General features: G+C 49.3%; 20 protein-coding genes. 18 read left to right on the top strand and 2 right to left on the bottom strand.

Going from position 1 to position 19,744, the window contains the following annotated elements; all coding sequences use genetic code 11:
• From ACTHPM_RS09105 to ACTHPM_RS09055, 11 genes are all read left to right on the top strand, one after another.
• Positions 1–864 carry a TlyA family RNA methyltransferase gene (locus ACTHPM_RS09105; RefSeq protein WP_440394858.1) on the top strand — a complete coding sequence of 288 codons (864 nt, stop codon included), beginning with the start codon at positions 1–3 and terminating at the stop codon, positions 862–864.
• Between the two features lie 184 nt (positions 865–1,048).
• The gene (locus ACTHPM_RS09100; protein WP_440394857.1) at positions 1,049–1,531 is read left to right on the top strand and encodes a hypothetical protein; all 483 of its coding nucleotides are present in this window, start codon (positions 1,049–1,051) and stop codon (positions 1,529–1,531) included.
• Positions 1,532–1,556: 25 nt separating this feature from the next.
• Positions 1,557–2,006 (top strand): transcriptional regulator AhrC/ArgR, encoded by a 450-nt coding sequence (gene ahrC / locus ACTHPM_RS09095; RefSeq protein WP_440394856.1) that lies wholly within the window; start codon positions 1,557–1,559, stop codon positions 2,004–2,006.
• Positions 2,007–2,156: 150 nt separating this feature from the next.
• Entirely contained in the window at positions 2,157–3,893 is a 1,737-nt protein-coding gene (gene recN, locus ACTHPM_RS09090; protein ID WP_440394855.1) for a DNA repair protein RecN, read from the top strand.
• 105 nt (positions 3,894–3,998) lie between these two features.
• On the top strand, positions 3,999–5,333 hold the full coding sequence (gene spoIVB, locus ACTHPM_RS09085; RefSeq protein WP_440394854.1) for a SpoIVB peptidase: 1,335 nt from the start codon (positions 3,999–4,001) through the stop codon (positions 5,331–5,333).
• A 184-nt stretch (positions 5,334–5,517) separates the two neighbouring features.
• Complete coding sequence (spo0A, locus tag ACTHPM_RS09080; RefSeq protein ID WP_440421514.1) at positions 5,518–6,324, top strand: sporulation transcription factor Spo0A; 807 nt, start codon at positions 5,518–5,520, stop codon at positions 6,322–6,324.
• A 229-nt stretch (positions 6,325–6,553) separates the two neighbouring features.
• A complete protein-coding gene (locus tag ACTHPM_RS09075; RefSeq protein ID WP_440394852.1) occupies positions 6,554–7,309 on the top strand; it encodes an alpha/beta fold hydrolase in 756 nt (251 codons plus the stop codon).
• Positions 7,309–7,896, top strand: a complete 588-nt coding sequence (locus ACTHPM_RS09070) for a TetR/AcrR family transcriptional regulator (protein ID WP_440394851.1) — start codon at positions 7,309–7,311, stop codon at positions 7,894–7,896. The genes ACTHPM_RS09075 and ACTHPM_RS09070 overlap by 1 nt, the downstream gene beginning before the upstream one ends.
• A 168-nt stretch (positions 7,897–8,064) precedes the next feature.
• Positions 8,065–8,619 (top strand): RNA polymerase sigma factor, encoded by a 555-nt coding sequence (locus ACTHPM_RS09065; protein WP_440395392.1) that lies wholly within the window; start codon positions 8,065–8,067, stop codon positions 8,617–8,619.
• Positions 8,609–9,625 (top strand): anti sigma factor C-terminal domain-containing protein, encoded by a 1,017-nt coding sequence (locus ACTHPM_RS09060; RefSeq protein WP_440394850.1) that lies wholly within the window; start codon positions 8,609–8,611, stop codon positions 9,623–9,625. The genes ACTHPM_RS09065 and ACTHPM_RS09060 overlap by 11 nt, the downstream gene beginning before the upstream one ends.
• Before the next feature lie 165 nt (positions 9,626–9,790).
• Positions 9,791–9,964 (top strand): hypothetical protein, encoded by a 174-nt coding sequence (locus ACTHPM_RS09055; RefSeq protein ID WP_440394849.1) that lies wholly within the window; start codon positions 9,791–9,793, stop codon positions 9,962–9,964.
• Between the two features lie 101 nt (positions 9,965–10,065).
• Here the strand turns inward: ACTHPM_RS09055 and ACTHPM_RS09050 are convergent, their stop codons facing one another.
• The gene (locus ACTHPM_RS09050; RefSeq protein WP_440394848.1) at positions 10,066–10,947 is read right to left on the bottom strand and encodes an AraC family transcriptional regulator; all 882 of its coding nucleotides are present in this window, start codon (positions 10,945–10,947) and stop codon (positions 10,066–10,068) included.
• 71 nt (positions 10,948–11,018) lie between these two features.
• On the opposite strand from ACTHPM_RS09050, the gene ACTHPM_RS09045 reads away from it, so the two are divergent.
• From ACTHPM_RS09045 to ACTHPM_RS09020, 6 genes are all read left to right on the top strand, one after another.
• A complete protein-coding gene (locus ACTHPM_RS09045) occupies positions 11,019–11,252 on the top strand; it encodes a hypothetical protein (RefSeq protein WP_440394847.1) in 234 nt (77 codons plus the stop codon).
• The gene (locus tag ACTHPM_RS09040; RefSeq protein ID WP_440394846.1) at positions 11,245–13,959 is read left to right on the top strand and encodes a discoidin domain-containing protein; all 2,715 of its coding nucleotides are present in this window, start codon (positions 11,245–11,247) and stop codon (positions 13,957–13,959) included. The genes ACTHPM_RS09045 and ACTHPM_RS09040 overlap by 8 nt, the downstream gene beginning before the upstream one ends.
• A 263-nt stretch (positions 13,960–14,222) precedes the next feature.
• The gene (locus ACTHPM_RS09035; protein WP_440394845.1) at positions 14,223–14,732 is read left to right on the top strand and encodes a metallophosphoesterase; all 510 of its coding nucleotides are present in this window, start codon (positions 14,223–14,225) and stop codon (positions 14,730–14,732) included.
• A 154-nt stretch (positions 14,733–14,886) separates the two neighbouring features.
• Positions 14,887–15,738: a stalk domain-containing protein gene (locus ACTHPM_RS09030; protein WP_440394844.1), complete on the top strand. Its 852-nt coding sequence runs from the start codon at positions 14,887–14,889 to the stop codon at positions 15,736–15,738.
• A gap of 32 nt (positions 15,739–15,770) precedes the next feature.
• Positions 15,771–16,658: a ComEC/Rec2 family competence protein gene (locus tag ACTHPM_RS09025; protein ID WP_440394843.1), complete on the top strand. Its 888-nt coding sequence runs from the start codon at positions 15,771–15,773 to the stop codon at positions 16,656–16,658.
• Positions 16,659–16,667: 9 nt separating this feature from the next.
• Complete coding sequence (locus tag ACTHPM_RS09020) at positions 16,668–16,889, top strand: DUF3006 domain-containing protein (protein ID WP_440394842.1); 222 nt, start codon at positions 16,668–16,670, stop codon at positions 16,887–16,889.
• Between the two features lie 70 nt (positions 16,890–16,959).
• On the opposite strand, the gene ACTHPM_RS09015 is transcribed toward ACTHPM_RS09020, so the two are convergent.
• Complete coding sequence (locus tag ACTHPM_RS09015) at positions 16,960–17,349, bottom strand: cupredoxin domain-containing protein (protein ID WP_440394841.1); 390 nt, start codon at positions 17,347–17,349, stop codon at positions 16,960–16,962.
• Positions 17,350–17,873: 524 nt separating this feature from the next.
• Here ACTHPM_RS09015 and ACTHPM_RS09010 point away from each other — a divergent pair.
• Positions 17,874–19,670: a pyrroloquinoline quinone-dependent dehydrogenase gene (locus ACTHPM_RS09010; RefSeq protein ID WP_440394840.1), complete on the top strand. Its 1,797-nt coding sequence runs from the start codon at positions 17,874–17,876 to the stop codon at positions 19,668–19,670.
• Positions 19,671–19,744 lie beyond the last annotated feature (74 nt).

Here is a 19,744-nt window from a genome sequence, read left to right as displayed (position 1 = left end):
ATGAATTCGCCAAAAGAACGAATCGATATCCTGCTGGTTGAGCAGGGATTTTATGATAGCCGCGAAAAGGCCAAAGCCGCCATTATGGCAGGGCTGGTACTGGCTAACGAAGAGCGTATAGAGAAAGCGGGCATGAAGGTTCCGAGGGACGTCTTGATCCGCGTTAAAGGCGCTGTTCATCCCTATGTCAGCCGCGGCGGATTGAAGCTGGAAAAAGCGATCCAGACCTTTGGCATCGAGATGCAGGGAAGAACGATGCTGGACATTGGTTCCTCCACCGGAGGCTTTACCGATTGCGCCCTGCAGCATGGCGCCGAGTATGTATATGCCATCGATGTCGGATCGAATCAGCTGGACTGGTCATTACGGAATGATGAACGGGTCTACGTCATGGAGAAGACGAATTTCCGCTATATGACGCCGGAGGATCTGAAAGGTCCGGAACCTGATTTCGCAAGCATTGACGTCTCATTCATTTCGCTCCGGATCATATTGCCGCCCCTTAAAGCGCTGCTGAAGCGTCCAGGAGATGTGGCGGCGCTGATTAAGCCGCAGTTTGAAGCGGGAAGAGAGAAGGTCGGTAAGTCGGGCGTGGTCCGTGAACCGGCAGTCCACCGCGAAGTACTGATGAACGTTCTTTCTTTTGCACATGAGCTTGGATTCGAGCTCAAAGGCTTGACCTTTTCGCCCATAACAGGCGGGGAGGGGAATATTGAATTTTTGGCCCACTGGCACCTTCGTCTTCCTGAAGAAGGCACGGCGGACGGAGCTCCTGCAGAGGAGCAGGATTCAAGACTTGCGGCAATCGTTCAGGATGTGGTGGCTGAGGCTGCCAAAACATTTACGGGAAACTCATCCAAGTGATGAGTTTCTTTTCTTTCACAAGCTGTTTTTGGCGAGCAGCTCAAAAAAGACATTTGTGGGAGAACGTCTGTTTGGGATATAATGAATTTAAAATCGATGTTTATTCATTTTAACGCATGATTTTCATCCCGGCCAAAAAAGGAATTTCTTCCTTCCCCGCGAATAGAACCATGAGGTGATCGTGATGGAGGAACGGTCGGATTTGCTCGTCATGCTTCTGATTGGATTGCTGCTGCTGATTTGGATTGCATACGGGATCAGGAACTGGCTTTTCAAGCCGATGCCTGCCCGCGTGCCGGAGATGCCCATCAACGAAGAGATTCCCGATCATCCGGCCGTAAACATGCTGGAGAGGGCAGGATATGAAGTTTTGGGCGGCAAAATCAAGGTGCCGCTTTATTTTGAAGTTGATGGAGAAGATTTTTACAGCCGCTTGTTTATTGATATGATCGTCAGAAACGAGGAAAACACGCTGTATCTGGTTAAGATCGCGCGGAGCCGTTTACCTATGGATTGGACAGGAAGCTCGATAAGGGACAGGCTGCTCCCCTATTTCCTTCTGTATCCGGGCTGTGGCGGCGTGGTGTATGTGGACGTTGAGAACGATGAGGTTGCCTGCATTCATTTCGATTGGGATGAAGAGGACACCTTTGGATATGATGAATAAATATAAGCTTTTTCAGGAGGTTGTTATGAAAGGTCAACGACATATTAAAATTCGCGAAATTATTACGCATCAGGAGATCGAGACTCAAGACGAGCTTGTGGAAGCCCTTCGGTCTGCTGGTTTTCAGGTCACACAGGCAACGGTATCCAGAGATATCAAGGAACTGCTCCTCATCAAGGTGCCGATGGACGACGGAAGATACAAGTATTCCTTGCCCACAGATCAGCGTTACAATCCGGTTCAGAAGCTCAAACGCGCGCTGGTGGACAATTTCGTTCATATCGATTATACGAACAATCTGGTCGTAATGAAGGCTCTGCCGGGAACGGCCAACGCCATTGCGGTTCTGCTCGATAACATGGAATGGAATCAGATTATGGGAACCATTTGCGGGGATGACACGATCCTCATGATCTGCCGGACGCCAGAAGACAGCGAGAGTCTGGTCGAGCTGATCCAAAGCTATATTTCTTAAGATATCTGAAAGTATACATTCGAAGCATGAGCTTCCTGATATCGCCAGAATAACAACATCTAATGCGGTCTGTCTCCTTAAAGGGGACGTCCGTCGATCAACGTTTTCCTTAATATCAGCGATAGGCATTAATGGGAGGTGCTTTTTTAGATGCTGATGGCATTAAGCATTCGTAATTTGGCCGTTATTGAAACGGTGGATGTGTCATTTCATGCAGGATTTCATGTTCTAACCGGGGAAACGGGGGCCGGTAAATCGATCGTCATCGATGCGCTGGGTCTGATTGCAGGCGGCCGGGGCTCCGCGGATCTGATTCGCTACGGCTGTGACAAAGCAGAAATCGAAGCGATGTTTGAGCTTCATGCCAGCCATCCGGTCTGGAGTTCGCTTGCACAGATCGGCATTGAAGCCGATCCGGAAGAACATTTGATCATCCGCAGGGAAGTCACCAGTCAGGGGAAAAGCACGTCCCGCATTAACGGGCAGCTCGTCAATTTGACGATGCTGCGGGAGATCGGCGAGCAGTTGATTAATATTCACGGCCAGCACGAGCATCAGAACCTGATGCGTGCTGACCGCCATTTGCATCTTCTCGATACATACGGCGATGCCGTCATCGGACCCGTGAAGAAGCTGTACCAGGAAAAGTACGCTGCATTCTCCAGAGTTGAAAAGGAATACCGGGAGCTCATGAGCAACAGCCAGAAAACATATCAAATGCTCGACCTTTACCGGTTCCAGCTGGAGGAAATCTCGGCAGCTTCGCTAAAATCCGGCGAGGATGAATGGCTTTTGGAAGAACGGGTCAAGCTATCCCATAGCGAGAAAATGATGGATGCGGTTTCGGGTGCATATGACCTGATATATGGTCAGCATGGACTCGGGACGATCAGTACGGCGGTGTCCCGGCTTGAGGATGTCGCGCAATACGACGAAAAGGAATTGAAGCCGATTCTGGAGCAGCTCCAGTCCGCGTATTACCAGCTTGAGGACGCCGCTTTTCAGCTGCGCGACTACCGGGATGAAGTGGAGTTTAACCCAGATCGGCTCGATGAAGTGGAGCAGCGGCTGGACCTTCTGTCTAGCCTGCGCCGCAAGTACGGAGACAACGTAGAGGAAATCCTCGCGTATTATAACAACATATTGCAGGAAACGAATGCGCTGGAGAATAAAGACGAACGCCTGGAGGAGCTTAAATCCCGCCGTGACGACATGCTGGCCGACTTGATCGAAACGGCGCTTGAGCTCAGCGAGGCAAGGCAAATGTGCGCGGCAGACCTGGCCGGACAGGTCGAGAAGGAATTGAAGGACCTTCACATGGAACGGACGTCCCTTGAGGTGAGGCTGGATCGGCCGGAGGATCCGAAAGGCGCGGAAATTCAGGGTCACAGAGTCAGATTGACTCGCCAAGGGATCGATATGGCCGAATTCATGATCAGCCCGAACCCGGGCGAGCCGCTGCGGCCGCTGAGCAAGATTGCTTCCGGTGGAGAGCTGTCGCGAATGATGCTTGCAATGAAAAGTATCTTTGCAAGACATGACCGTATTCCCGTATTGATCTTTGACGAGGTGGATACAGGCGTCAGCGGCAGGGCTGCGCAGTCCATTGCCGAGAAGCTGGATAAGCTGGCGGAGAACTGCCAGGTCTTCTCGATCACGCATCTTCCGCAGGTCGCCTGTATGGCAGATCATCAGTATTTAATTGAAAAAAATATCGAGGGAGAACGTACCATGACGCGCGTTGATGAGCTATCCGACCGTGGACGCGTCGAAGAGCTGGCGAGGATGCTGGGCGGGGTCGAAATTACCGAAAAAACCCTTCACCATGCCCAGGAAATGCTGAAGCTGGCGGAGGAGCGGAAAGCTGCCAAAACCGCACCAGAGTAATGATTGACAGTAATAAAAGCCTGGGGGCAGGGTAATCTTAAAGGTACGCAATTGGCGACCACCTTTTTCGTCAAGCGAAAGAAGCAAAAGGGAGCGTGACAGCCATTGAAGTCCAGCCTCAGGAATAAAATGCTCGGTCTTTTCATTGTCTTCTTTCTTTGTTTTTTGGGTACGACCGCACCTGTGCAAAGCCTCAATGCCATCCCCAGTGAAATCAAGATGTTTACTGGCGACACGAGCTCCGTTCAATTAGCCATGCCGGTGGCGGCACAGGCAACGGTGGATCGTCCGGATGTGCTGCAGCTCAACGGATCGGCTTCGCCGACGTTTCGCGTAAGCCCCCAGCACCCGCTTAAGCTGCATCCCCAGCAGAGCGGCAGTGCCAAGCTGACGCTGAAGCTTTTCGGGAAAATTCCGTTCAAAACGGTAAAGATTCATGTGATTCCCGGCCTGAAAGTGATTCCCGGCGGACAAACCATCGGCGTTAAAGTGAAATCGGCAGGCATTCTGGTGGTGGGCCATCACCTGGTGCATGTCGATCCCTCTACAAGAGTTTCCCCCGGTGAAAATGCCGGTATTCAGCTGGGCGATTTGATGACCCATATGAATGGACAGCCGCTGCAGGACATCTCGAAGGTGTCTCAGGTCGTGGAGGAAGCAGGCAAGAGCAAGCGACCTCTTGAGATTACGTTCAAGCGCGGGGAGAAGATCATGAAGACGAAGCTGACGCCGGCATATGACCAAAGCGACAGCAAATGGCGACTCGGGTTATACATCCGTGATTCAGCCGCTGGTGTTGGAACACTGACCTTCTATGCTCCCGATCAAGGTGTTTATGGCGCCCTCGGTCACGTCATTACGGACATGAACACGCAAACCCCCATTACGGTCGGTAGTGGCGAAATTCTGCAGTCCAGTGTGACCTCGATTTCCAAATCGCAGGATGGTGAGCCAGGGGAGAAAAGAGCTCATTTTCTGAGAGACAGCAAAATATTGGGCAACATTGAACGCAACACCCATTTCGGCATCTTCGGCAAAATGAATCAAAACCCGGAATACAGCCTTTATAAAGAAGGAATACCTGTTGCTTTTTCTTCGGAAGTCAAAGAAGGACCCGCAGAGATCCTGACGGTCGTGGATGGCCAGCAGGTGGAAAAATTCAAGGTGAATATCGTTCATGTGGCACGGCAGGATGCTCCGGCAACCAAAGGTTTGGTGCTTCGCATTACCGATCCAAGGTTGATCGAGAAAACAGGCGGTATCGTGCAAGGCATGAGCGGAAGCCCAATCGTACAGGATGGCAAGCTGATCGGGGCTGTCACTCACGTATTCGTAAATGATCCGAAATCCGGTTACGGGTGCTTCATCGAATGGATGCTGCAGGACTCCGGCGTCATTCCGGAGCAGGCAAACGACACTTCAAATCTTAAGGCCAGCTGAGCCTTAAGATTTTTTGTCGTAATAAGCAGAAATACATAGGATTTTGAATAAAAATATTCATTATATAGCAAAAGCAAAAAAAAATAAACAAAAATAATTTTCGACAGAAGGAATTTGAATTCGAATGTCGAAAACTATTTCAGACAAAAAAAATTGGATTATGATTCTAAGGAGGAAGCAGCCAGTGCAAAAAATTGAGGTTTTGTTGGCGGATGACAACCGTGAATTCACAAATTTACTTGCTGATTACATTACGGAGCAAGAAGATATGATGGTTACGGGAATCGCCTATAATGGCGAGGAAGTGCTTAATATGATAAGTGATTCGCGTAAAATTCCGGACGTGCTGATTTTGGATATCATTATGCCTCATCTGGACGATCTGGGTGTTCTGGAGCGATTGCGCGAAATGAATTTGCCATCACAGCCCAAAATCATCATGCTGACTGCTTTCGGCCAAGAGAACATCACTCAGCGGGCTGTGCAGCTTGGAGCTTCTTATTACATTCTTAAACCGTTTGACATGGAAGTTCTTGCGAGCCGGATTCGTCAGCTTGTAGGCGGTCAGAGCATCACAGCGGGGAACGTAAGCATGTCCTCAAGCATCAAGTCCAATGTGGTGCCGATGGCTAAAGGCAAAAATTTGGATGCCAACATCACTTCGATCATACATGAAATCGGCGTTCCTGCGCATATTAAGGGATATCAATACTTGCGGGAAGCGATCACGATGGTGTACAACAACATTGAAATTTTGGGCGCCATCACCAAAACGCTCTACCCGGCCATCGCCGAAAAATTCAAAACGACGCCTTCCCGCGTGGAACGCGCCATCCGCCATGCCATCGAGGTTGCTTGGACGCGCGGCAACATCGACTCCATCAGCCACCTGTTCGGCTACACGATCAACATCAGCAAGTCCAAGCCGACGAACTCCGAGTTCATCGCCATGGTCGCAGACAAGCTGAGAATCGAGCACAAGGTGTCCTGAAAGGGTTAGGGGCATTGAGGTTCCGGCGTGTGCCGATTAATACCGAATGAATAAAATCGAGAAATACCACTTGTTTTTGGGCTATGTATAACCCAAAAACAAGTGGTATTTTTCTTTTACCAGTTTCGTTTTATAATGTTTAGCCTCTTTTTATTTTTCATTGACTAACCGTTCAACCAATAATAAAATAATGGCATAAACAGTTAAATATGGGATGGAGGGAGTCGGGATGGATTTATATTATGAAATTCATGGCAGTGGTGACCCGATCATATTGATTCACAGCGGAGGTACGGACAGCCGGTTGTGGACGTTTCTGGCACCGCTTTTGGCAAAGGATAATCAGGTGATTACTTTCGACGGCCGGGGGGCCGGCCGCTCGCCTTCTCCCCAGAAACCAGCTAACTATGTCGAGGACTTGCGCGTGCTAATGGATGAGTTGCAGCTGAATTCAGCCGTACTGATCGGCCATTCGGGAGGCGGCCAAATCGCTACGGATTTCTGTCTTGAATATCCCGGAAGAGTCTCCGGACTCGTTCTCATCGGTCCTTCGCTGACGGGCTATCAGCCTTCGCCGGAATTTGTGCGATGGATGAGCGAAGTGAACGGAGCTGCCCCGGACGCGGATAAAATTATGGAGCTTGCGTTCAGCGCACCGCTGTACCGGGTCGTTATGAACAGTCCTCAGCGGAACCTCATGGTAGATATGTTCAGGCATCACCTGTCTAAAACGGAGGAATGGGGGAGCTTCGAAACCGTTTGGCCGCAGCCGCCGGCCATTCACCGGCTCGAGGATCTTCAGATGAACACCCTGTTTATGATCGGGGATCACGAAATACAGGATAATGAGCGCGTCGCTGACCTGTTTCGGAAGCTCCCGAATGTTCGCTATGTCCAAATTCCGGGGGCGGATCATATGATGCCTCTTACGCATCCGGAGGTTATGTACAGCGATATTGACAGGTATTTGGAGGAGAATCGATAATGCCGCGCACCCAGGAAGAGAATGACCGAATACGGCAGCGGACCAAGGAGAAGATTCGTGACGCTGCCATGGAGCTTTTCATGAGAAAAGGTTATCATGCCACCTCGATTGAAGAGGTCTCGAAGCATGCACAGGTGTCCAAAGGTCTGCTTTACAACTATTACAAAGGTAAAGAAGAACTGCTTGGAACCATGGTCGAAGCGAGGATCGGAGAATTGATTCAAGTCATGGAGAAAGCAGAGGCCCTGGAAACGCCTGCCGAGCAGCTGAAGTATATAGTGGAAGGGGCCATCGATAATGTACGGCAGTTTCCCGAAGTGTTCCGGTTCTATCTTCATCTTCAGACACAGCCTGAATCCGATGAAGTCGTGGCCAAATACGGCAAGCTCCTGATCGAGGAGAGCAGCCGCCAGTTCCAAATCCAGTGCCGGATGTTCGAAAGGATGGGCGAAGCCAACCCGGTTGAAAGGTCATTGTATTTTTCCTCTGCGCTGCAGGGAATCATGCTGATGATCTCGACATACCCGGAACAGTTTCCAGTCGAGGCCATGCAGCGACAAATCATTGAGGATTTCTGCCACGCTTAGTGCTGTAGGAAATTAACGTATTTTCTTATACATTGTATGTTTGTATGATAAACTGATCCAAGACCGCCAACGACTGGGTTTCAAGGAAAACCAATGAATGGCGGTTTTTTTGCGCTGTTCTGGCATTAACGGACGGGGTTCCTTTTCCCATCATTTTAGTTTACGTGTATACATAAGAGCCTGAATCTTCGTTATGTCTATGGAAAGGAGCGGGCGATCATCGATGAAGCATTAATCAAACAACTGATTCAAAGGGGAAGTGTCATCAAGCGTTATTTAATCCGGATCGGAGCGCGTCCGCAGGATGCAGAAGAAATCGTACAGGACACCCTGATGCAGGGCATCGCGCATGTGGAGTCCATCGATCCGGCCAAATTCATGTCCTGGCTTTTTAGGGTGGCCACCCATAAGTACTACGATTTATACAGGAAAGAAGCGAGGCGAGGCAGGAGTGTTTCGATCGAATCAGTGTCCCTGCAGGATGAACATTCCCCCGAAAGTGAGTACTTAAGGCAGGAGAAGAGCCTGGAGGTCCGGGCGCTCTTGAATCACATTCCGCATAAATACAAGCAGCTGCTAATTATGAAGTACGAAATGGGCTTATCTTACGAGGAAATCGGCAGTCTGATGAATGTGAAGGCCGAGCGGATCAAGACGGAGTTATACCGGGCAAGAAAAACATTCAAAAAGATCTATGAAGGAGAATACGGATATGAATCATGATGCTTCAGACGAGCTGGATACATTTGAAGGGCTTGGTGAGAGCAATGAGAAAGATTTTCACAAGCTGCTGAAAAAGACGCGAAGAAGAACGCTGCTGCGGAACGTGATCATTTCGCTTTTTTGTACGATTGTGGTCGTACTTGGCTTGCTTATCGCAAACCGGTTCCTATTATCCCGGAGCCTGAACGACGCTTACAATGATCTGTATCAATATAGCAAAATCTCGAATCCAAACGTGAATTTCGGCAATATGCAGTCCGTGGATGGCATATGGAGCGGGACGGGAGAATACCAAACGTATAAAATCATCGAGGGCATTCCGCTGCCCTGGTCGGAGAACAAAATACATTACAATGTATTGAAGCATTATTCCTTATTTAATGGCCAGTATTCTCCACTCAGCGTCACGGATCCGAAGATGGTCGAGCAGGGCATGAATTTTGCCAGATCCTATAATGTTCAAAATGGGCAAAGGGAGCTGCTGTTCTACCATCCGGCGGTTCATTATACCCAGATGCTGAACGAGATCACCGAGCTTGGAAGGATCGACCCGGAGAAAAGAGTAGAGATAGCCGTCTCCTTCGACCGCAGCTACACATCCAGAGAAATCCGTGCCATGCTGCCTGATGGCGTTCATGCCAAATGGTTCTGGGTGGATACGTATTCTGCGGAATATGTGAAGTTTCTTGGCGACGTTCCGTATCTTCCCGTATCCAGCGTCAACGTGTTCGGCTATTCTGCCTATGCGGATCGGGAGGAGACGTTTGAGAACAGCGAGGAAAAGTTTATTGCGTTCATCCAAGAAGGACTCAAGCTGAACGGCAATTACGACTATGAATACAACCAGATTTACGAGAAGTTAAGAGGCAGCAAAGCGGAGCCGTCAAAAGACGATGTCCACAATATCGGCGTCGTCGTCACGGGCAGCCCGGCGTCACTGCAAGCCTTGCAAAACAAGAGCTATGTGCGCGCAGCGGTACTCGGAGCGATTGTCAGCAAATATTGATCGGTTTTTTCTCCAGAGGCAGGAAATCTAGTGAACGCCAGGAGTGGAAGTCGAGATGCTTCCCTCCCGGCTTTTTTATTGTGAACAAGGATGAGGAATGGGTGAAAAGCACGGAACGATTGTGGTACACTGTTTCTATCAAAATTTATGGGAGTTGTATCGTCCGTGTCAAAGAAGATCGTAGGCTACAAAGTGATGTTCGAAATGGGGAAAAGATTCCGGGTGAAGCTGTACATGACCAAGGAATATTACGAAGTATGGAAATATACGAAGGATGAGCGGATTCAGGATATCTGGCTCGAAGACGTTGAGCTTGAACAACGGTTTTTTATTAGTTAATCATGAGTGGAACAGAGGATACCGTGAATGGCACATTCCCGTGAGGCGAACCGTCGCTTCGGAGAATGTGCCTTTCTTATTGTTCCACGACACGCGGCGGGTCAAGGCGCAGGCAGCTTGCTTAACCGGATATATTTGCGGTACTGATTTGGTGAGACGCCTTCGTATTTCTTGAAGAGCATCGAAAAGTAGCTTTGATGGCACATCCCGACATGCTGGGCGATTTCGCTGATCGGCATCGGAGTCGAGGTCAGGAGCTGCTTGGATATAATAATGCGGTATTTAATGACGTATTCCATGATGGTGTGGCAGGTGTACCGTTTGAAGAGGCGGGATAAATAGTATGGACTCAGATGAACGAAGTTCGCAACATCCTCCACTTTGATATCCGTGTGGTAATGCGCCTCGATGTACTCAAGGGCGAGCCTGATTTCCTCAGGGTAGACGTTATCCAAAGACATCGGTTCGTGTTTGTTCGTGTCCAGAAGCGTGACAAGCAGCTCAGTGAAGATTTGGGTAATGAGTGAGGAAGCCATGAACTCTAGGCCCGGAGGGCGAAATTGGAATATTTCGTAGAGCTGCCGAAACAGAGCAAGCATCAAGTCGGCATTTCCCGTCTGCAAGACCGGGTGCTCTGCAGCGTCCAAAAGCTCGAAATAATAAGGAACCTGCAAGCCGCCGAACCGAACCCAGAGCAGCTCCCAGGGATCCTCCGGATCCGCGTAATACTTGTGTTTATGGCTCAGATCCAGCAGAAAAAGCTCTTTCGGGTTCAGTTTGTAGGTTTTGCCGTCCAGCTCCAGGTAACCGGAACCTCTAAGCACGTATTTAATCTGATAGTGGGATAAAGAACGCTCTATTTTATAATCAGGCTTGCATACATACCAGCCGACGTCCTGCACGAAGAACATGAATTTGGCGGCGATTTCGCTTGGAGAATGGGAGAGCGTGCTGTAAGAGTAACCCGTTAAGGAGACATTCACGTCAATTCACCTCATCCTTTATCAATCGAACCTAAAGAAAGCGAAGGCACTTCACCGGTGTTCCAGATGACATGAAGGTAAGAGAGGTTAGGCTTTCATTCAGTTCATTGAGTATTATCATTAAACCGCTTTCATGGCTTGGAAAAGCACAGCAGGATACTGATAAAAATTCCGCAGTTTTACGAAAACATGTCATTTTGCCGTCGGATATAATTTGGTTAGATCGCTTTGGCCAAACGCGCATCGGTATCATGGGAACGCATGTTATCCAGCCTAAATGCTGTGGGAGGGGAAATCATGAATAAAATGAAAAAGGCAGGTTCATGGCTCATTGCAGCGAGTTTGCTTTTTGCCGGAACCATTCCGATCAACGCGTTATCTACGCCCGTATATGCAGCGGCGCAAGGAACTTCCTACTATGTGGATTCGAACAACGGAAATGATAGTCAAAGCGGCACGAGCGCATCGCAGGCCTGGAAGTCGCTGGGCAAAGTGAACAGCATGGCTTTTCAGCCGGGAGACCGCATCTTGTTTAAGTCCGGAGGCAGCTGGAACGGCCACCTCTCCCCCCAAGGCTCGGGAACCGCAGGAAGTCCCATTGTCGTGGACCGGTACGACTCCGGGAACAAACCGGTGATCAACGGGAAGGGACTGACGGAAGGCACGATTATGCTGCAAAATCAGGAATATTGGGAGATCAGCAATCTGGAGATCACGAATGACGATGACCTCTCGGTCAACTATACGGGTCCCGACCGGAGAATCGGCGTGCTATATTCCATCGACGGACGCATTAGCGACAGGGTGTACGAGCATATCTACATTCAAAATTGCTATATTCATGATGTGGATGGCAACGAGCATGGGATTAGCACAGATCCTTACAAGAGCAGCGGCGGAATCGTCGGTGAGGTGATTGTCGGGACCAAAGGCAGCGTAAAAAAGGCCAGGTTCAACGATCTGCGTATTACCGGGAATACGATCGAGCATGTCGACCGGACAGGAATTAAGCCGGTTCGCTACAAGCTGCTGTACGTTCCTGTGCAGACCGGAGGACAATACGACAGCGAAGTCGGCCCTTTGCTGCGGGACAACAATCTGTGGAGCACGAAGGTGTACATCGGACAAAATAAGCTGACCGATATCGGCGGAGACGGCATTCTGATCCGGGATACGAAGGGTGCGCTTATCGAGCATAACGTGCTGGCGGGCTTTGCTATGAGATCCAACAAGCCGAACGCCGGCATGTGGCCTTGGAATGCCGTGGATACGACGTTCCAATTCAATGAAGTATCGGGCGGGGCGAGGAATCAGGACGGAACGGCATTCGACCTCGACAGCATGTCTACGAACACAACCTTCCAATTTAACTATAGTCATGACAATCCCGAAGGATTCATGCTCGTCATGGCAGGAAATGATCATGATGTCGTCAGGTACAATATCAGCCAGAACGACGGGCGGCTATTTAAGTATTTCCTGTTCAACGAGCTTTCTCCTTCTTACATCATGAACAATATATTTTATTATGACAGCAGCAAGTTTGAAATGACCAATGAAGTATGGAAGAACGGATTCGGCGTTTACAATAACGTGTTCTATAACACAAATAAGAGCAAACCGACGAATTGGGGCGTATCGGATTGGTCCAAGGCTGACTTCAGCCATAATGTATTCTACGAAGCGGGCGGCATACATGCGGCAAACGAGCCATCCGATCCGAACAAGATCACGCAGGATCCCTTGTTCGTCAATCCGGGCAGTGGAACAACCGGCATCAACTCGCTGGACGGTTACAAGCTTAAGCCGACTTCACCGCTCATCAACGCGGGCAAGCTGCTCATCGATGGGGGCGTGAAGGATTTCTGGGGTACGGCGCTTCACTATGACCGTCCGGACATCGGAGCGTATGAATATCCTGTCGGTATTTATACCCCTGTACCAACTACGCCTGGGGTGGATCCGCTTGCCATACCGCAATCGCAAATGACTGCTACTGCGACCAGCGCACAGCCGGGGGAAGGAGCCGCGAGGGTGCTGGACGGCAATAAAACAACGTTATGGAGCACCAAATGGGACTTAACGGACCGCCTCCCGCAATCCCTTACGATTCAATTGAACGAACCGCAAAAGATCAATAAGTTCGTCTATACGCCACGGCAGGACCTTAGCGGAGACGGGCGCTTCAATGGAATCATCACCAAGTATAAGCTGTCGGTGAGCAGCAACGGCCAGCAGTTTACTGAAGTATCGCAGGGCGACTGGGTAAGGGATAAAACGGACAAAGTGGTCACGTTCAGTCCGGTAACCGCGTCATTCGTCAAGCTTGAGGCATTGGAAGGTTCGGGCGGCTGGGCTACCGCAGCAGAGATCAATCTGTATAAGGCTCCAAGCTTAACGGCGGCTCCGGCTGCCGTTCTCAGCGGACCGTCTTCCGTGGATGCCGAGCAGCTGTTCCATGTCAGCTATGGATTGAAAAATATTAAAAATGCCGTGTATGCACAGGATATTCAGCTTCGTTTCAATCCACAAGCTTTGGAATTTGTATCCGCTTCCTCGAGCAGTGAAGGGATCGGCGTCATCGACCAGAACGCGGACGTAGCCGGACAGCTCCGCCTTATTCTTGCGAGCAAAGGGGAAAACCATGGCGTCAGCGGCGATGCCGGCGTGCTCGATTTGGTGTTCAAGCCGAAAAAGGTAACGCAATCCGTGCAGGAAAAGCTTGAAATTACCAAAGCGCTCATGGGAGATGAGGAAGGAAGCGAAACGGACGTGGAGCTCCCCGCCATGTCCATCGAAATCAAACCTGGGGATCCGGGTAACCCGGGCATGCCGAATGACGTGAACCACGACGGTAAGGTCACCATCGGGGACTTGGCCATCGTTGCTGCCCATTACGGCAAGACGAAGGACAGCCCGGATTGGAATACGATCAAATCGGCTGATGTTACCGGCAACGGAATTATCGATATCGAGGATCTGGTGAGGGTAGCCAAACAAATTACGGAATAGTTTTGAACAGTTTCATCACCATAGGCACATTGCCAAGGCGACGGTTCGCTGCCCTTGGGGAATGTGCCTTTTATTGCGTTTTGCCGGTTCGGACCGGTTGGATTCCTTTATACAGCCCTGCTGTGTGATATGCTAGTATGATGATAAAGCGACATGAACTTTTTTCGCTAACGGACCGCTAACAGAATAATTTAACGTTATTTTTGCAAAAAGTGAAAGCGAGTGGGTTATAATTGGATATATAATAAGGGAGGAAATGGAAAATGAGCCGCGTTTTCGTCATATCGGATCACCATTTTGGTCACGAGAAAATCATTGATTTCGAGTCGAGACCCTTTCGGAATAAAGAGGAAATGGACGAATATATGATCCAGCAGTGGAATTCCGTCGTTACGAAAGAGGACAAAGTGTTCCACCTTGGCGATTTTTCCTTTTACAACAAAGAAAAAACCCGAAATATCGTCGAAAGCCTGTACGGACATAAGTTCCTCATCCTGGGGAATCATGACCGCGGACGCAGCAAGGCTTGGTGGCTGGATGCAGGCTTTCAGGAAGTCAGCGAATACCCCATTGTCTACCAATCGTTTTTTATGCTGTCCCATGAACCGATGTATATGAACAAGCATATGCCTTATGTGAACCTCCATGGCCACATTCATAGCCAGCAGTATGAAGGGGAGCATTATGTGAATGCCAGCGTGGAGCTGTGGGATTACAAACCGGTTTCTTTTGAAGAGATCAAGAATCGTCTGGTTGCAAACGAAGAGCAATAACGTACAGAACGGGACCGTGAAGAAGGCGATCTGCTGCCCGCTGGCAAAAGGTTACAAACTTTTGGCTGGATAAGCCTACCTAAACGTCTTAGTATGATGATAGGATCATGCTTAGCCCAATGGGGTGCCATGCGATGAAGAGAGGAGCTTCACGTTGAAATTTAAAAAATGGATGATCGCTGCCTCGGCAGCCGCTGTTGTTTTGTTATCCGGAACATCAATTATGGCTTTTGCAAAGGCCAATCCCATAAAAATAATGCTGAATGGCACCGAGCTTGTCACCGCGAAAGCGGCACAAAAGGTCGATGGCGTCATTATGCTTCCTTTGAAGGAGTTCGGTGCACTGTTCGGCAAAGACGTAAAGTATGACGAGAAAACGAACACCGTTTCCGTGGACCCGGTTGCGGGCGTCATGGTGGGCGAGTCCGAGGACAAAACCGTCCGAATTACAGGAAATAAGACCGAGTCGGGCACATTTGACCATCTTCAGATCACGACCCCGGTGTTCAGTCGCAGCATACCGGGCTATAACGTAACGAATCCTTCCTATGCGCCGCAGATTTCAAAAGAGGATATCGACGGAGACGGCATTCCAGATATCGTCATAATCCTGACAACCGGCTACGGTACCGGAGTTTACCAGTCCAATGTTCTCGTGTATAATTCGGATGGATCACAGGTTCCGGTAGAAGATGCCAACACAGCGTTTTTGAAGCAGTTCAGCGGTAGTTATTCGGGCCAGGGAATGGATATCCAGGTGCAGGACAAACGCTACAAGGTACCCTACACGAGCCTCTTCTCTGACAAGAATATCCTGGGCGACAAGCCGGGCATCGGGGGCATCATGCGGTATTCCATGGAGAACGGAGTGCTCACAGCCACCACGGCGGTTCAGGTGTCTATGGCTGAATTCGTGGGTGATTTGAAGCTGAAATACACCTTCAAGAATGGCCTGCTCCAAGCAGGGAATGTAAACTTTGAATTATACCCGGAATATCAATCTTAAAGGTTAACGAGTGTAACGCGGAAAGGAAGTCTATGAGAAAAACATCCAAGAGTAAGTACACCATGATCATCTCGCTGCTGGCAGCCCTTTGTATCGTGGTTTTTGCCGGCTGCAGCGTAGGCAATTTGCCGGATTCAGGAATGGACGACATTTCGGACGGGCAGAAGCTGAAAATTTATTTTCTTGACGTGGGGCAGGGGGCTTCGCAGCTTCTCGTCACGCCTTCGGGTAAAACGATGCTGATCGATGCAGGCAACAACGACAAGGAACAAACGATGCTGGATTACTTGACAAAGTATCACATATCGAAGCTCGACGCGGTCATCGGGACGCATCCCGATGCCGATCATATCGGCGGTTTGGACAAGGTTATCGACCAAGTGCCTGTAACCAGCATTTATATGCCGAAGGTGCAGTCCAATACGAAGACCTTTGAATCGCTGCTGAAATCCATTAAGAGCAAGGGCCTTAAGGTCAAAACGGCCAAGGCGGGCGTATCCTTTGATCTGGATAAGCAGGTGCATGTGGCAATGCTGGCGCCGAAAGGCAGCTATGAGGATACGAATAACATGAGCGCGGTCGTTAAGGTTACCTTTGGTCAACATTCCTTTTTGCTGACGGGCGATGCCGAAAGCGAAAGCGAAAAAGCGATGATCGCTTCCGGCGCGGATTTGCGGGCCGATGTGCTGCTTGTAGGGCATCACGGTTCCAACTCGTCCACCACGCTCAAATTTTTGAAGACAGTTAATCCGAAATATGCAGTCATTCAGGTGGGGAAGGATAACACTTACGGGCATCCGAAAAGCACGGTGCTGAACCGGCTGCAGAAGCAGGGAGTCAAGGTGTACCGGAATGATCTGCAGGGTACCGTTACGGTAACATCGGACGGAAATTCCCTTCATATTGTCACGGAAAGGTGAGTGGCGCTTGTGGAAAGAAACATAGGTTATGTCGAAGGGTTTGAAGAAGATTATTGTAACATCGAAATCGATGGCAGCGTAGAAGCGATTCCCAGGTCGAAGGTGGATTCGCGGGCAAAGCCTGGAGATGTGGTGGAATGGAATGGAACCGAGTGGATTCAAAGCACCGCATTAACAAAGGATCGCAGTCGTGAAATCAAAAAAATGATGGATGACGTGTGGGAAGATTAAAAAAACTCTTCAACTGGTACCAGTTGAAGAGTTTTTTTTGTTGAATAAAAGATATATAGCAATATATGAATTATTCCTCGACGATCAATTGACCCGTCATGTTATCATGACCGGCGCCGCACATAACGGAGCAGTCGAATTCGAAAGTACCGGCTTTATCAGCCGTGAATTCCGCCGAGCCGTCTTTTTGCAGGTTCACTTTGTACTCGGGAATTTCGAGACCGTGCGCACCGTCCGTATTTTTCAGCGTAAGCTTGACTTTGTCGCCTTTTTTCACTTTGATTTCAGATGGAGAGAATTCAAAGCTTTTAGCGTCTACCGTGATTTCCTTTGTATCTCCGCCTGCGGAAGATGAAGAATCCGATGCGCTATTGGAGCTGGAATCATCGTTGCCGCAAGCCGCAAGCATGGACGCGGAAAGCGCAGCAACAGCGATCAAAGAGAATAGTTTCTTTTTCATTTTCTATGTGCCTCCCCTTTTTTCTAAAGATGGCTAATTCGTTAACCATTACAAAAGTCGAGTTTACGCCTTAAGTATGTCAGTGTCAACATAAAATTCTTTTGAATATTGCATTGACATTTATGTTTTGAAAGCTCAATTTGATGGGATTTAAGTTAACATGCATAAAATTGCAGTGATATTTCTCATATGACAAAAATGTAATAAGAACAATGATTGACGAAATTATGAACTGGGAGTATGATACATAACGTTTGAATGGAGCGTAGCATTTTTCTTAATTCAGCTATTGTTTAATTCAACGTTCCTACGGGGGTACAGAAGGGGTATGAAGGGCAGAAGTCGCTGAATGGATAAGGACATGCGAGGCGGTATACGGATCCGCCGGATGAATAAAGATGCATGCTCGGTATCCAGGAATTGGCGATATGTTCTGCGGATTACATGTAAGACGTTTGTAAGGTGAGAAAAAGAAAGCAGTAAGAGTTTTATCCATTTTAAAACCTTAGACAGGGGGCATTCATGTGAAACATCAAATGAAATTGGCAAGCGCCATCATCGCGGCAACCATGCTGCTGTCTGCTTGCGGAAATGCCGGGGACGACAAAAAAGCAGAAGATGCGAAGACCCAAACCGGCACAACAGCCAAAACGGATTCGAACACAAGCACGGACACTGCCAAGGATGATGCTTACGGCGTGAAATCCACGCTGGCGGACGCTTCTGCGGATCCGTCCGGCAAAAAGTTCGAGAATTTTCCTACCTGGGGTTATGATCTCGGGAATACCCGCCATGTGCCGTTCAAAGGCATTACGGCTGACAATGCGAAGGATCTTGGCGTAATCTGGTCTGCCGAATTCAAGAAAATCGACAGCTCCGTGCTGAACGGGAACCAAAGCTTTCCCGTCGTAGCGGACGGCGTCATCTACGTATCTGTCAGCGGCAGCCAAATCTTCGCGTTCGACGCGCTTAGCGGCAAGCAGCTCTGGCACTGGAAGCCGGATGATGCCCAAGCGAAAAACTTCAAAAAGGCCGGCATCGTGGCCAACCGCGGTGTAGCCGTGGCTGAAGGCAAAGTGTTCATGCTGACCATCGACAACAACGTGGTTGCGCTGGATCAGAAAACGGGCAAGCTGATCAAAATGGAGCCTATTTCCAATGCGATTCCGGAAGTTACGCTAGACAACGGATACTACGAAACAACCGCTCCGATTTATTATAAAGGCAATATCTATATCGGCAGCAGCGGCGGCGACAATGGTGCACGCGGCTTTGTAATGGCGTATAAAGCAAGCGACCTGACACCGGCATGGGATTCCCCGTTCTGGACAGTACCACCTAAGGGTCAAGATTGGCTCGCAGGCAACAAATACCAAGGTGGCGGCGCAGTATGGTGCCCTGTAACCATCGATGAAGAAACCGGAATCATGTACTTCGCCGTAGGTAACCCGGCTCCTGACTTTTACGGCGAGGATCGTCCCGGCGCGAACCCTTACACGGATTCCGTCGTAGCGGTAGATACGGCAACAGGCAAGCTGAAATGGGCACAACAAGAAATCAGCCATGATCTTTGGGACTATGACGCAGCTGCTTCTCCAATGCTGATGAATGCAACGGTGAACGGCAAACAGCAAAAGGTTGTTGTTGAAGGCGGTAAATCCGGACAATGGTGGGCATGGGATGCCGCAACAGGCAAAGTCATCTATGACGGTGTACCTTTTGCGAAAATCGACCATCCAAAACCAACTCCTGAAGGTGTTCTGGTATATCCAGGTACACTTGGCGGCGAAAACTATGCACCAGAAACCTATGATCCAGAATCGAACTTTGTTCTGATCCCTGGCATTGAAGCACCAAATGTCCTTAAATCCGCTAAAAACACGGAAGAAGCGCACAATGATGCTTATGTTGGAGCCAAAGCTTTTGGTACAACCATGGGAGCAGCTCCAGATAATATCAAGTCCTATGGCACAATTACCGCAATTGACATGAACACAGGTAAAGTGGCTTACCAGAACAAAACCACCGATATGATGAGAGGCGGCTTCACAAGCAACAGCGCAGGCCTCGCATTCTACGGTGAATTGGACGGCAAGATGAACGCGATGGACATCAAGACAGGCAAAATCGTCTGGACCTTCCAAACGACGGGTGACAACATCGGAGCTGCACCTTCCTTCTTTACGGTGGACGGCAAGGATTACTTTGTTCAAACGACAGGTGGTTCCAAACCGCAAATTATGGTCTTTGGACTTGGCGGAGACAAAACGCAGGGCCATGAAGGTAGTGCCGACGATAGCAGCGCGCATTCCAAGAAATAATTAAGCGTCAATATTACATTGGACAGGCTGCGGGCTTTTTGACAGCCTGTCCTTTTGTTAGTTATGGCAACAGA

This window comes from Paenibacillus sp. SAFN-054 (assembly GCF_051966755.1).
Lineage (GTDB): Bacteria > Bacillota > Bacilli > Paenibacillales > Paenibacillaceae > Paenibacillus_AQ.
This window is presented reverse-complemented; position numbering and strand designations above follow the sequence as displayed.